The 13,284-nt window shown below is 72.4% G+C and carries 15 protein-coding genes; 3 read left to right on the top strand and 12 right to left on the bottom strand.

Features of this window, described 5'->3' with window-relative positions; translation table 11 throughout:
- Position 1 precedes the first annotated feature (1 nt).
- On the bottom strand, positions 2–538 hold the full coding sequence (locus tag ACZ79I_RS02220) for a GNAT family N-acetyltransferase (protein WP_471493546.1): 537 nt from the start codon (positions 536–538) through the stop codon (positions 2–4).
- Positions 539–679: 141 nt separating this feature from the next.
- Between ACZ79I_RS02220 and ACZ79I_RS02215 the strand changes: the two genes are divergently transcribed.
- Complete coding sequence (locus ACZ79I_RS02215; protein WP_471493544.1) at positions 680–1,102, top strand: hypothetical protein; 423 nt, start codon at positions 680–682, stop codon at positions 1,100–1,102.
- Positions 1,103–1,138: 36 nt separating this feature from the next.
- Here the strand turns inward: ACZ79I_RS02215 and ACZ79I_RS02210 are convergent, their stop codons facing one another.
- On the bottom strand, positions 1,139–1,807 hold the full coding sequence (locus ACZ79I_RS02210) for a hypothetical protein (protein ID WP_471493542.1): 669 nt from the start codon (positions 1,805–1,807) through the stop codon (positions 1,139–1,141).
- A 235-nt stretch (positions 1,808–2,042) separates the two neighbouring features.
- Here ACZ79I_RS02210 and ACZ79I_RS02205 point away from each other — a divergent pair, with 235 nt between their 5' ends.
- Positions 2,043–2,486, top strand: a complete 444-nt coding sequence (locus ACZ79I_RS02205; RefSeq protein WP_471493540.1) for an ATP-binding protein — start codon at positions 2,043–2,045, stop codon at positions 2,484–2,486.
- Between the two features lie 110 nt (positions 2,487–2,596).
- Positions 2,597–3,370 carry a class I SAM-dependent methyltransferase gene (locus ACZ79I_RS02200; protein ID WP_471493539.1) on the top strand — a complete coding sequence of 258 codons (774 nt, stop codon included), beginning with the start codon at positions 2,597–2,599 and terminating at the stop codon, positions 3,368–3,370.
- A 12-nt stretch (positions 3,371–3,382) separates the two neighbouring features.
- On the opposite strand, the gene ACZ79I_RS02195 is transcribed toward ACZ79I_RS02200, so the two are convergent.
- From ACZ79I_RS02195 to ACZ79I_RS02150, 10 genes are all read right to left on the bottom strand, one after another.
- Entirely contained in the window at positions 3,383–3,781 is a 399-nt protein-coding gene (locus ACZ79I_RS02195) for a molybdopterin cofactor-binding domain-containing protein (RefSeq protein WP_471493537.1), read from the bottom strand.
- Positions 3,727–5,589 carry a xanthine dehydrogenase family protein molybdopterin-binding subunit gene (locus ACZ79I_RS02190; RefSeq protein ID WP_471493535.1) on the bottom strand — a complete coding sequence of 621 codons (1,863 nt, stop codon included), beginning with the start codon at positions 5,587–5,589 and terminating at the stop codon, positions 3,727–3,729. The genes ACZ79I_RS02195 and ACZ79I_RS02190 overlap by 55 nt, the downstream gene beginning before the upstream one ends.
- Positions 5,586–6,578: an FAD binding domain-containing protein gene (locus ACZ79I_RS02185; RefSeq protein WP_471493533.1), complete on the bottom strand. Its 993-nt coding sequence runs from the start codon at positions 6,576–6,578 to the stop codon at positions 5,586–5,588. Before ACZ79I_RS02185 ends, ACZ79I_RS02190 begins: the two co-directional genes overlap by 4 nt.
- On the bottom strand, positions 6,562–7,098 hold the full coding sequence (locus ACZ79I_RS02180; RefSeq protein WP_471493531.1) for a (2Fe-2S)-binding protein: 537 nt from the start codon (positions 7,096–7,098) through the stop codon (positions 6,562–6,564). Before ACZ79I_RS02180 ends, ACZ79I_RS02185 begins: the two co-directional genes overlap by 17 nt.
- 178 nt (positions 7,099–7,276) lie before the next feature.
- Entirely contained in the window at positions 7,277–8,026 is a 750-nt protein-coding gene (locus tag ACZ79I_RS02175; protein WP_471493530.1) for a hypothetical protein, read from the bottom strand.
- Positions 8,027–8,126: 100 nt separating this feature from the next.
- Positions 8,127–8,744, bottom strand: coding sequence for a GTP-binding protein (locus ACZ79I_RS02170; protein ID WP_471493528.1), 618 nt, complete (start codon positions 8,742–8,744; stop codon positions 8,127–8,129).
- Entirely contained in the window at positions 8,731–9,099 is a 369-nt protein-coding gene (locus ACZ79I_RS02165) for a DUF742 domain-containing protein (RefSeq protein WP_471493526.1), read from the bottom strand. The genes ACZ79I_RS02170 and ACZ79I_RS02165 overlap by 14 nt, the downstream gene beginning before the upstream one ends.
- Before the next feature lies 1 nt (position 9,100).
- Positions 9,101–9,529, bottom strand: coding sequence for a roadblock/LC7 domain-containing protein (locus ACZ79I_RS02160; protein ID WP_471493524.1), 429 nt, complete (start codon positions 9,527–9,529; stop codon positions 9,101–9,103).
- A 10-nt stretch (positions 9,530–9,539) separates the two neighbouring features.
- The gene (locus ACZ79I_RS02155) at positions 9,540–11,927 is read right to left on the bottom strand and encodes a sensor histidine kinase (RefSeq protein ID WP_471493522.1); all 2,388 of its coding nucleotides are present in this window, start codon (positions 11,925–11,927) and stop codon (positions 9,540–9,542) included.
- 181 nt (positions 11,928–12,108) lie between these two features.
- Positions 12,109–13,116 (bottom strand): substrate-binding domain-containing protein, encoded by a 1,008-nt coding sequence (locus tag ACZ79I_RS02150; RefSeq protein ID WP_471493521.1) that lies wholly within the window; start codon positions 13,114–13,116, stop codon positions 12,109–12,111.
- Between the last annotated feature and the right edge of the window lie 168 nt (positions 13,117–13,284).

Below are 13,284 nucleotides of genomic sequence, written 5' to 3'. Positions count from 1 at the left end.
GCTAGCCGCCCATGATCCGCAGCCATCGGACCTCGCCCTCGTGCCGGTCGCCGGTGGGCGTGAGCCCCGCGGCGGTGGCGACGGCGGCGGAGGCGAGATGGCCGGGGTGGATGTGTGCGACGACGGTCCGCACCCGATGCCGGCCGAGCCAGTCGACGAGCCCCCGGGCCGCCTCGGCGGCGATGCCTCTGCCCTGCCAGGGAGTCCCCACCACCCAGGCCACCTCGGCCACCGGGCCGTGGCCGGAGGCACTGATCGTCGCCTGCACGGTACCCGTCAGACGGTCCTCGTCGCGGAGCCTGATGACCCAGTTCAGCCAGGAGACGGCCGGGTCGGGCGAGCCCGCGGTCATGCGCCGGTAGCGCGAGCGCAGGGTGTGCACGGGCTCGGGACCGCCGCCGGTGAAGGCGTACAGGGCAGGGTCGGACAGCACCGCGGCCATCTCACCGGCGTGCCCGACGAGAAGCGGCAGCAGGTCCAGCCGCGCGGTGCCGATCGCCTGGGCGGTGAAGTCGGGGGCGCCGCGAGGACCTGTCATACGAAAGACGGTACAGCGATGGGGCGTGGCCCTCGCCGGCGTGCGAGGACCCTGAGCGGGCGCCAAGCTGGGCATGGATCCACGGGGGCAACGAGCCGCACCGCCCCGGCGGGGGCGCGGTCACAGGACGAGAGGCCGGACATGCACCTGCGCACCCGAGCCGGCACCGCGCTCGGTGCCGCCGTCCTCCTCGTCACGGCGCTCACCGCCTCCGGCCACCTGCACGCGCTCGCCGCCCACCCCAGGGGCAGCTGCCGGTTCAAGGTCCTCTGCGGGACCCTCCAGAACAACACGACGCGCTCGCTGAAGATCTGCCTGAGCTGGGACTTCCGGGGAGCCGACCAGGCGTACCAGCCCGAGGACCACTGCGGATCGGTCGCCTACATCAGGCCCTACGCCGTCTACGGAGTGCCGCAGCTCAAGGACGTCGACGCCTTCTACGTTCCGAGCGGCACCGCGTACTACGGCCTCTACAGCGGCATCCCGAAGAGATGGACCCACACCGGGAGCGGATGGTGGAAGTTCGGCGACAGCACGAGCGTGCAGATCGACTGGACCGCCTGACCCCGAGGGGCTGCCGGACGCCCGCGCGGACCGGCGTCAAGCCGGGCCGAGGGCGTCGGTGCCCAGCTCCACGATGGTGGTGACGCGGACGACGCAGGGCCTGCGGGGAGTGGAACCGAAACCGAAACGCACGGGCGGCTCGACCGGGGCGAGGGCACCGAGGCTCCCGCCCTCGTAGACGGCCGTGGCGATGGTGACCCGACGCAGGTCCCGAGCCCCGTACCACTCGCGCCGCCCCCCGCCGGCAGTGCCACGGGTCCGCACGCCCCGAAGGACCCGGGCCGGGAGATCCACCAGCGCGATCCAGGCCGGACGGACGGCGAGCACGGACGGCACGGCCCTCAGCAGCAGCCCCACGAGACCACGCCGGCCCGTGGCGAAGCGCAGCTCCAGAGGACCCGCCCCGACGGACCAGTTCCGTCCGTCGACGCTCACCTGGACCGGGACGACCCGCACCTCGTCGAAGGCGTACGTGCCGGCGATGAAGTCCGCCGTCTCCCGGGACGGCGCGAGCAGCAGCCGATGCCCGTCCGCCCGTTCGAGCATCACGTCGCTGAAGGCCCCGAACGGCGATCGTGCCCAGTGCCCCAGCACCACACGCGTGCCGGAGGACGTCCCGACGCCCGCGATGCGGCCCTCCAGACGCACCCGTACGCGTGTCGGGGGCGTCCGCCGTGCAGGGGGCGGGAGATGCCCGTCGTTCATTCGTCACCTGCCGGTGTTCCGGCCCTGCTCTGTGGGTATATGTCATAGTCGCACCGCACGGCGATCGTGGCCGCCGCAGCCGCCACCGCCACGGCCCCCGCGGGGAAGGGCGGTGCGACGGGAAGCACTCCAGGACGGCTCGGGGGAATCACACATCGGCCCTCGTCGTTGACTACTATTGAGCGCGCCTGGACTCAGATGGGCGCTCACGGGGGCGGCACCGAGAGGAGGGGCTGTGGAAGACCTCATCGAAACGCTTCGCTCCGGGCAGGCCGCGGCACCTGCCTCCTCGTCGGAGGCAGGTACCTGGGATCTGGCGCACCAGCCGGCGGCTGCCCGAGAGGCCCGGCAGATCACTGAACATCTCCTGGATTCCTGGCGTCTGGCCCGGGACGAGGCCGACGCCCTGGTGCTGGTGGTCTCGGAACTGGTCACCAACGCCGTCGAACACGCCGCACCGCCCCTCGCGCTGCACCTTCACCGGGACGCCGAGACGGCCCAGGTGCACGTGGAGGTCACCGACGGGGGACCGGCCGCCAGGGAGGGCGACTGGGCCGTCAGCTGCGGTGACGGCGAACACGGACGCGGGCTCGACATCATCGACCGCGTGACCCTCGCCCACGGCGAGCGTCATCAGGAAGACCGGGTGACCTACTGGGCGGACGTCATCACCGCCTGAGACGGCGCCGACGCGGCAGGCCGGATCGGCGCTGCCACGTCGGCACCGCGCGGGGTGCCCGTTCCTGTGGCCCTCTGGCGGTCCGCCTGCGCTGTGTCTAGCCTCGGGCCATGCCCGAGGCTTCGGTGGCGCGCTTCTACGACGAGCTGGCCGACGACTACCACCTGATCTACGCGGACTGGGACGCGAGCCTCCGCCGGCAGGGTACGGCCCTGGACGCCCTGATCGGCCGGGACGACGCCGCGGTGCTCGACTGCTCCTGCGGCATCGGCACCCAGGCGATCGGCCTGGCGCTGCACGGGCACCGCGTCGCCGGGACCGACCTCAGCCCCCGCGCCGCCGCCCGCGCCGCCCGCGAGGCCGCCCGCCGGGGCCTGACACTGCGCACGGCCGCCGCCGACATGCGGCGCCTGCCGTTTCCCGGTGGCCGGTTCGACGCCGTCGTCTGCGCCGACAACGCGCTGCCCCACCTCCTGACGGAGCGGGACGTGCGCGGCGCTCTGACCGAGATGCGCCGCGTGCTGCGGCCCGCAGGCCGGCTGCTGATCAGCACCCGCCCCTACGACGAGCTGCTGCGCGACCGCCCCGCCGCGACCCCCGTGCAGGTCCACCGGTCCGCCGGCCGCGCCGAGGGCGGCGAGCGGGCCGTCACCTTCCAGCTCTGGCACTGGCACGACGACGACCACTACGAGCTGGAGCACTTCCAACTCGTGCCCGCGGGCGGGGAGTGGCGTGTCCGGGTCCGCCGGACCGCGTACTGGGCGCTGTGCCGGGAGCGGCTGACCGCCTTCGCCGCCGACGCGGGGTTCGTGGACTGCGAGTGGCGTATGCCGCATGACACCGGGTTCTTCCAGCCGCTGCTCGTGGCACGCGCCGGGGAGTAGCCGGAGAGCACGTCACAACAGCGCGTCGAGCGTGAGGGGCAGCGACCGGACACGGCGTCCGGTGGCGTGGTGGACGGCGTTCGCCACGGCGGCGGCGACACCGACCAGGCCGATCTCCCCGACCCCCTTGGTGCCGAGCGGGCTGCCGCGGTCGGGATCCCCCACGAACACCACGTCCATGTCGGGGACGTCCGCGTTCACGGGGATCAGGTAGTCACCGAAGGTGCCGTTGGCGATCCGCCCGCTGGGAGCGTCCGTGACGGTGTCCTCGAACAGGGCCATCCCGATGCCGCCGACGGTCCCGCCGACGATCTGGCTCCTGGCGGTCTTCTCGTTGAGGATGCGGCCGCCGTCGATCACCGACACGACGCGGGCGACGCGTACGAGCCCCAGGTCCGCGTCGACCCGCACCTCCACGAATCTGGCGCCGAAGGCGCCCGACAAGGCCATGCCCAGCTCGTCCTGGGACCGGGGGGGCTGCGGCCGTTCGCCGTCAGCTCCACCAGGCCGTGCCGGTCGAGGAGGCCGGTGAACGTCTCGCCGTGCTCGGGCCGTCCCACCGGATGGACACGGCCCCGGGTCACGCCGACGGACCCGGGGGAGAGACCGGACAGGGGAGAGTCGCCGTCCGGGGCGGCCAGCTCCACGAACCGCCGGACGAGCCGGGAGCAGGCGTCGACGACCGCGTTGCCCAGCGCCACGGTGAGTCCGGACCCACCGGCCGGCGGCGCGACGGGCATGTCCGAGTCACCGAGGTCGACACGCACCCGCTCCACGGGCAGGCCGAGGCACTCCGCGGCGAGCTGCGTCATCACTGTGTACGTGCCCGTGCCGATGTCGGTGGCGGCGCTGCGTACCAGAGCGCTTCCGTCCCTGTGGAGGGTGGCCTGCGCATGGCAGTCCATCGCGTACCAGGGATAGCCGACCCCCGCCATGCCGTAGCCGATCAGCCAGTGCCCGTCCCGCATCGAGCGGGGCGCAGGGTCGCGGGCGAACCAGCCGAAGCGCTGCGCGCCGACCTCGTAGCACTCGCGCAGCGCCTTGCCGGACCACGGCAGCCCATGGACCGGGTGCAGCTCGGCGTAGTTGCGCAGACGCAGTTCCAGCGGGTCCATCCCCAGCTTGTAGGACAGCTCGTCCAGCGCCGACTCCAGCGCGAAGTTGCCCTGCGACTCGGCCGGGGCCCGCATCGAGGCGGGGCTGGGGATGTTCAGACGGACCTGCCGGTCCCGTGTGCGGACGTTGTCGCACCGGTAGGCGGAGGCGGTGCCGGAGGCGATCGGTTCGTAGTCCTCGTCCTCTATCGCCACCGGGGAGACACTGCGGTGGTCGAGGGCGACCAGATCACCGGCGCGTGTGGCGCCGACCGCGATGCGCTGCACGCTCTTGGGCCGATGCCCCACCGAGGTGAACATCTGGGGCCGGGTGAGCACCAGCTTCACCGGCCGGCCCAGCAGGCGGGCCGCGGCCGCCGTGAGGATCACATGGGGCCACACGCGCAGCCCGGCGCCGAAGCCTCCGCCCACGTACGGCGCCAGCACGCGCACCGAGCTCTCCGGCACCTTGAAGACCGCCGCCAGGGCGCTGCGCACCCCGAACGGCCACTGGGTGCTGTCATGGACGGTGAGCCGGTCACCGTCCCAGGAGGCCAGCGTCGCGAACGGACCCAGCGGGTTGTTGGTGTTGTCCGCGGTCGTGTACGTCGCCTCCACCGTGACCTCGGCGGCCGCCAGGGCGGCGGCGGCATCCCCGCGGCTGTGGTCGAGTTCCCACGGGTCGTCGATCTGAGGCGCCCGGGGGTCCATCAGGTCCAGCAGGGGCTCGGCCGTCTCGTACTGCGCCGACACCAGACGCGCGGCCGCGGTGGCCTGCTCCTGCGTCTCGGCGACGACCATGGCGATGTGCTGGCCGTGGTGCAGGATGCGGTCGTCCTGGAGCGGAGGGGGAGGCGAGACGCCCAGTCTGTTCACCGGTGCCCGCTCCAGCCGGGGCGCGTTGGCGTGGGTGAGCACGGTGAGGACACCGGGCGAAACCTCGGCCGCCTCGGTGTGGATGCGGAGGACACGGCCCGCGGGAATCGTGCTCTGGACGAGCGCCGCGTACGTCTGCCCGGGGACGTCGGCATCGCTCGGGTAGGGCGCGGCGCCGGTGACCTTGCGGGGGCCGTCGACGCGGTCGACGCCGGCACCGATGGCCGGCCGGCTGCGGACCGCGCTCATACCGCCGCTCCCGCCACGGTCTGCAGCGCGCGAACGAGGGTGCGCTGGGCGAGCTCGACCTTGAAGGCCGTACCCGGTACGGTCCACGCGCCCCGCACGGCCGAGGCCGCTGCCCTGCGGAAGTTCTCGACGGCCGCGGAGGCGCCGGCCAGCTCCCGCTCCGCCTCCCAGGCCCGCCAGGGGGTGGAGCCGACCCCGCCCAGGCCGATCCTGGCCTCCTGGACCGTGCCGCCCGAGAGCACCAGGCTCACGGCGGCGGACGCCAGGGCGAACTCGTAGGACCTGCGGTCCCGCACCTTCAGGTAGCCCGACCCGGCACCGCTCGGCAGGAGCGGGATGTCGACCGCCGTGATCAGCTCGCCGTGCTGGAGGACGTTCTCCACGTCCGGGCTGTCGGACGCCGGGAGGTAGAACTCCGTCAGGGGGACCTGCCGTCGGTCCGCCGGCCCCTGGATGTGCACCGCGGCGTCGAGGGCCACCAGGGCGACCGCCAGGTCGGAGGCGTGGAGGGCGATGCATCGTTCGCTCACGCCCAGGACCGCGTGCATGCGGGCCGTTCCGTGGACCGCCGCACACCCCGATCCGGGATCCCGCTTGTTGCACCGGGCGACGTCGGGATCCCGGAAGTAGCGGCAGCGGGTGCGCTGCAGCAGATTGCCGCCGATCGTCGCCATGTTCCGCAACTGCGTGGACGCGCCCGACAGCAACGCCTCCCGGACCAGGGGAATGCGGTCCACCACCGTGGGATGGGCCGCCAGCTCCTCCATGGTGACCAGCGCACCGACCCGCAGGACGTCGCCGTCGCGTTCCATCGTGCCGAGCGGCAGCCGGGTGATGTCCACGAGCCGCGCGGGATCGAGCACGCCGTCCTTCATGAGGTCGAGCTGCGTCGTGCCACCCGCGAGGAACGCCGCGGTGGGATCCCCGGCGACCAGGTCCACGGCCTGCGCGGCATCCGCGGCGCGGACGTACTCAAGCGCCCGCACCACGACCACCCCCCGATGCCGCCCCGCTCGACGCCACCTCGCGTATGGCCGCGACGATCTGCGGATAGGCACCGCAGCGGCACAGGTTTCCGCTCATGTACTCGCGGATCTCCTCGTCGGAGCCGGCTCGTCCCTCCGCGAGCAGCGCCACCGCGGACATGATCTGCCCCGGAGTGCAGAAGCCGCACTGGAGGCCGTCGTGTTCGAGGAACGCGGCCTGGACGGGGTGCGGGCCCGCGGGCCCCGCGAGTCCCTCGACGGTGGTGACCGAACGCCCCTCGCACTGGGCGGCCAGGGTCAGGCAGGACAGCACGCGCTTGCCGTCCACATGCACCGTGCAGGCACCACAGGCGCCCTGGTCACAGCCCTTCTTGGTGCCGACGAGCCCGAGGTGGTCGCGCAGGGCGTCCACCAGGGTGACACGCGAGTCGAGGACCAGGTTGCGGGTTCTGCCGTTGACGCGGAGAGCCAGGACCTGCACCGTCGGATCCGCGGCCCCTCCCGTACCGGCTGTGTCCACCATCGGGTCCCTCCGGACGGCCTGGGCGAGTGCCGGCTCTTGCGACGCGCACCGGATGCCCGGCTGCGTGTGCGGCCTGCGCTGCGTCGATCGTTGCACGCGCCGGCGGGCGGCTCATCTCGATCATGCCGCCGAGGGGGAGGGGACGGCGCCCCGGAGGCGGGGGCCTCGTGTGCGGCGCCTACTGCGACTCCTCGGACTCCTCGGACCGCGCCCCGGCCCCGGGGACGGTGTAGAAGACGGACGTGCCCTGCTTGGTGCGCTGGGCCTGGTTCCTGGCCACCAGCCCTTCGAGCGTGGTGCGCACCACCGTGGGCTTGACACCGCGCTCGGGGTGGGCCTCGCCGAGCGCGGCGGTGATCTCCGCGGTGGAGCGCGGTTCACCCTGTTCGGCGAGGTGCCGGCGGACGAGTTCGACCAGCGTGGGCCGGGCCCCCTTCGCGACCGCGGTCCTGCCCGCGCCGGTGGCTCCGCGTGCGCCGGTGGCTCCGCGTGCGCCGGTGGCGCCGCGTGCGGCGGTGGCCTTCTTCGTACGCGTCCGCCTGCTCGTACCTGACGGGGCGGCGGACTCCTTCCGCGGCGCGGGCACGCTCGCGCTGCCGGCTGCGGGTCCGGCCGTGGTCGCGCTCTCGGCGCCGGTCTCCACTTCGGTCTCGGTCGCCGCCTCCGCCTCCGCCTCGGCCTCGGCCTCGGCCTCGGTTTCCGAGGAGGCCGTCAGCGCCGGTGCGGCAGGGGCCGGCGCGATGCCGAGCGCCTGCTGCATGGTCACCAGAACCGCGTGGTCATGATGGAGGGCGGCCAATTGCTCCTGCAGCGCGACGATTTCGGCACTGACGCGTTCCTGCTCCTTGATGTTGCGCTCGAGGTCGCCGGTGACCTGGGCGGCGTACTGAGATGTCAAGTCGGTGCCGGGAGTGGTGATCTCTGACATGTGTCGACCTTTCCTTGGGTCCCCTGCCGGGGACGAGGGCCTGCGGCCCGCGCAGAGACAGATAGTACGGATGACGGATGCGAACCACTCTGACGAGCGTTCACCGTGCCCGAGGAGCAGGCGGTCCGGCGCCGTGGACGCGGACGGCCGATGCGATCAACTGGTCGACCAGGGCGATCAGGACGTCCCGGCACGAGTCGTGTTCCCGCGCGTCGCACAGCAGCACCTGTGTGTGGTCGGGCAGCGCCAGGGCGTCCCGGATCTCCTCGGGCCCGTACGGGTGGTGTCCGTGGAAGCCGTTGACGCCGACGACGAAGGGGATGTCCCGCCGCTCGAAGAAGTCGATGGCGGCGAAGCTCGTCTCCGGCCGGCGGACGTCGATCAGGACCACGGCGCCGAGTGCGCCGACGGCCAGGTCGTTCCACATGAACCAGAACCGCTGCTGACCGGGTGTGCCGAACAGATACAGCACGAGGTCCCGACTGATCGTGATCCGGCCGAAGTCCAGGGCCACGGTGGTGGCCTGCTTCTCCTCGATGCCGTCGAGGTCGTCGACGCCAAGGCCCGCGGCCGTCAGCGGTTCCTCCGTGCGCAGCGGGACGATCTCGCTGACGGATCCGACCATGGTGGTCTTGCCGACGCCGAAGCCGCCGGCGATCAGGATCTTCGCCGTGTCGGGGGCCGGCGTCGGCCGTGCGGCGGTGTCAGAGTCGTCCAAGGCCGTCCCTCACTTTCTTCAGCAGATCCAGGTCGAGGCCGGGGGCGGGGCAGGCGGGGCGCGGCGGACGGACGGTGATACGGCCCGCCTCCAGCAGATCGCAGAGCATGATCACGACCACGCTGACCGGAAGGTCGAGATGGGCCGCGAGCTCTGCCACGGCGATCGGCTCCGCGCACCGCTTCAGGATCCGCGTGTGCTCGGGTTGCGGCCGGGCGGTCCACGCGGGTGGCGGGTCCACCGCCGTCACCGTCGTGATGAGGGTGAAGTCGGCGCGGCTGGGCCGGGTCCGTCCACCGGTCAGGGTGAACGGGCGGACGAGCCGGCCCTCCGCGTCGCCGTCGCCTCCGCTCACCTCACTCGCCGCTGTCGGAGGCGACGGCACCCGTGCGTGGTGCCGCACTCAGATGCTCGCCGATCTTCTTCACCAGCATGTTCATCTGGTACGCCACCACGCCGACATCGGCGTTCGGGCCGGTGAGGACGACGAGATGGGCGCCGGGGCCGGCCGATGCGAGGATCAGGTAGCTGTGGGCCATCTCGATGAGCGCCTGACGCACCGGCCCGCCGCGGAAGTCCATGCTGGCGCCCTTGCTGAGGCTCATCAGACCGGACGCGGTCGCCGCCAGCCGTTCGGCGTCGTCCCGCACGAATCCCGTGGAGTGGCTGACGACCAGCCCGTCCTCGGAGAGCACCACGGCGTGCTGGACGTCGGCGACCCGGTCCACGAGTCCGGTCAGCAGTTGGTCGAGCTGGGTGTGCGTGGCGGGGGTGGGACGTGTCATGGCGGTGTCCTTACGCGCGGTCGGCGGGCGGGGTCGAGAGTTCGGGGGAGGGGGTGCCGGCGGGATGAACCCGGGCGCCGCGGTCGTCCGGTGCGGCGGCCCCTTCCTGGCCGTACCGGTCCTGCGCGCCGTCGTCACGCGCCTGGAGCGTCCCGCGCTGGAAACCGGCCAGAGAGGAGGCGGCGCGTTCGGCGGTGAAGTCGTCGAGGAGGGCGTCCTCCTCGACGGACACGGCATCCTCGCGCAACTCGGCGACCAGGCTGGTCTGCGGCACCCGGCGCGGCAGCGGACGGAGCCCGCCCCCGCGCAGGCCGTCCGCCGTCCGTGAGTCCTCGACGGCGGGAGCAGGGGCGGGGGCGGGGACAGGGGCGGGGACAGGGACGGGGGTCTCGGCGGTCCGTGTGGACGCGGCGGGACGGGGACCTCGCAGGGGTTCCGCGGGCGCCGTCTCCCGGGACCCGGGGGCCTCGCGTACGACGATGTCGTGCGGCAGGAGCACGATCGCCGTGGTGCCGCCGTACGGTGAGGGACGCAGGGTCACGGCGATGCCGTGCCGGGTGGCGAGACGGGCGACCACGAACATGCCGAGCCGCAGATCGTCGGCCAGTGCCACCACGTCGAACTGCGGGGGCGCCGCCAACTGGGCGTTGAGCTGGGCGTAGTCGTCCTCCGCCATGCCCAGGCCGCGGTCCTCGATCTCGACGGCGAGGCCCTTGGCCACCATCGCGGCCCCCACGGCGACGGGACTCGGGGCCGGGGAGTACACGGTGGCGTTGTCGATGAGCTCGGCCAGCAGATGGATCACATCGGCCACCGCGGGCGGGGACAGGTACACGTCCTCGTCGGTGTGCACCTCCACCCTCTGGTACTCGGCGACCTCCCCGACGGCGCTGCGCAGGATGTCGATCAGCGCCACCGGCTCGGTCCAGCTGCGCCGGGGCTGCTCGCCGCTGATGATGACGAGGTTCTCCTCGTAGCGGCGCAACTGGCTCGCCGTGGAGTCCAGTTCGTACAGGCCCTGCAGCACGTCCGGGTCCTGGTGCCGCCGCTCCAGCGCGTCCAGCTTGCTCAGCTGGAGGTTGACCAGGTTCTGGCTCTGCCGGGCGATGCCGAGGATCACCTTCTGGAAACCGCGCCGGGTGTCGGCGAGTTCGACGGCGGTGTGCACGGCCGTGCGCTGTGCGGTGTTGAACGCCTGGGCGACCTGGCCGAGTTCGTCGCCGCCGTAGTCCAACGGCGGCGTCGCCGACTCCACGTCGACCTTCTCGCCCCTGTTCAGCCGGGCCACCACGTCGGGCAGCCGCTGCTGCGCCAGGCCGAGCGTGGCGATCCTCAGCCCCCGCATCCGGCGGGACAGGGACCGCGTGATCCGCCAGGACATGCCGACGCACAGCAGCAGGGCGGCCAGGCCGCCCGCGCTCAGGGAGCCGGCCTTGACCAGCAGTCCGTGCGCGTTCTGCGCGCCGCGGTCGAGCAGTGCCCCCGTCTGCTGCCGGATCAGCGCCGAGTACTGTGCGGAGAGCGTGGCCATCGCGGCGTCCCACCGCCCGCGGGCGTCCGGCAGCGCGGTCCCGTGCGAACCGCCCTTCGGCGCCCGGGCCGACAGCACCTGGTCCTCCACGGTTTGCAGGGTCTGCCACTGAGGCGACCGCAGGATGTGCTCCGTCTGCGCCTTCGCGCCGCCCTCGACCGAGGGGACGATCTGGTCCTCGACCAGCCAGCGGCGGGCGTGGACCAGCTGCGCGAACCGGTCCCACGTCTCCTCGTCCATGCGTCCGGACGGCCACGCCAGGGTCAGCTGGGCGTCCTCCTCGGAGATCAGCTCCGCGGCCTGCTCCAGGGCGACGAGCGGGCCGGCCTGGGAGGTGAGGTCCCCGTCGTCGACCTGGGAGAGTTCCCGGTAGGCGTGGACCTGGTCGTCGATGATCGCCGTGTACTGGTCCAGAGCCTGCTGGGCGGTGATGTCCGTCGGGTGGTCCACCTGGCCCCGGTAGTACTCCAGGCTGGCCACCGACGCGACGACCGAGTACAGCCGGTCCTTGATGCGGGCGGGGGCCTGCTTGATCGTGTCGGTCTGGCCGGCCAGCTTCGCCACCGCCGCGTCGGTCTTCCTCCGCTGTGCGTCCAGGGCGGTCCTGGAGCCGTGCGGCGACGCCAGCCAGGCCGCGGACAGACTGCGCTCCTTCTGCAGGGCGAGCGCCGCCTCGGTGCCCATGGCGCCGGTCGATCTGCTCAGCTCGGTCTGCCAGCGCAACCGCAGGCCCTCCGAGAACATCTGAGTCGTCGTGACACCCCACATGGCCGCCAGGGTGACGCTGGGTACCAGGGCCAGCAGGATCAGGGAGAGCCGGATGGAGCCGAGACGGCGCCGTGGACCTGTCGGTGTCCTTCGAGACATCGTCGTCCTAGAGCGATCTACAGGGGACGGGGACTTGGGGGACGAGTGCGAGGGGTGACCGCGTGTCCGGTACGGCACAGGAGGTGCGCAGGATGCTATCCGCACATGTGACCTACCGCACAGGGAAGAGCCGAATCGAACACGCGGAATGGCCGCCGGCACTCAAGGAGCGGGCATCCGCTCAGCGGGTGCCGTTGGCCGCGAACGTCGCGACCGTGCCGATGTTCGCCTTGGTCACGAAGGCGGGACCGGTGAGCACCGGAGCGACGCCGCCACCGCTCACATTGCCGTTGGACCTGTAGAGCCACAGCGCGTCCACGGCCAGATATCCCTGCAGGTAGGGCTGTTGATCCACCGCGAACTGCACGTCCCCGTCCTTCACGGCCCCGACCAGGTCCTTGTTGAGGTCGAAGGTGGCGACGTGCGCCGTGCTGCCCGCCTTCCTCACCGAGTCGACCGCGGTGAGCGCGAACTGCGCCCCCAGCGTGACGACTTCGTCGATGCCCGGATCCTGCCGCAGCCGGGCCGTGACGGCATCGGTCATGGCCTTCATGTCGGTGCCGTCGCCGTAGAGCATGTCGGTCCGGCCGTCGAACGCCTTCTTCACACCGGCACAGCGCGCTTCCAGGGCGACGTTCCCCCGCTCGTGGATGACGCACAGGGCGTGCTTGGCCCCGAGGCCGTCCAGCTTGTCGCCGACGGCCCGGCCCGCGACGCTCTCGTCCTGCCCGAAGTACTCCAGCACGCCCTCCGAACGCCAGGCGTCGATTCCGGAGTTGAGCCCGACCACCGGGATGCCGGCCGCTCTGGCATCGGCGATCGGGCCTTTCATCGCATCCGGCTTGGCCAGCGTCAGCGCGATGCCGTCGGCCCGCTCCCGGATCGCGTCGCGCACCAACTCCGCCTGCGCCGCCGCGTCGGAGTCGTTGGCGTAGGTCAACTCCACACCGTCCTTGGCCGCGGCCGCCTCGGCGCCCTTCCGCACCAGCTCCCAGAAGGCGTCACCCTTCGCCCCATGGGTGACCAGGGCGACCTTGAGCCCGGTGGCGCCGGACGCCTTCGCGGATCCGGACCGCGCGCCGCCGCTGCCGGAGCAGCCGGCCAGGAGCAGGCAGACCGCCACGGCGGCGGCCAGGGTCGTACGGGGCGTGGATGTGCGGCACGTGTGCGGCGGGGGAGGAGTGTTCATGGGGTGCGGCACCTCACTGTGCAGCCGAGCAAGTGGCGGGAGGAACGACGAGAGCGCGGAAGCGCGACGCCGTGCACCGGCTCGGCGGCTCTCGTAGGGCGGGAGCCAATCGTGTGTGACGGCCGGTAGTCAAGTGAGCTACCGCTGGTAGTGAGTTGTTGCTGCCCC

This window comes from Streptomyces sp. PSU-S4-23 (assembly GCF_055632315.1).
Note: the sequence above shows the minus strand (reverse complement) of the source record. Positions and strands in the feature narration are given on the sequence as shown.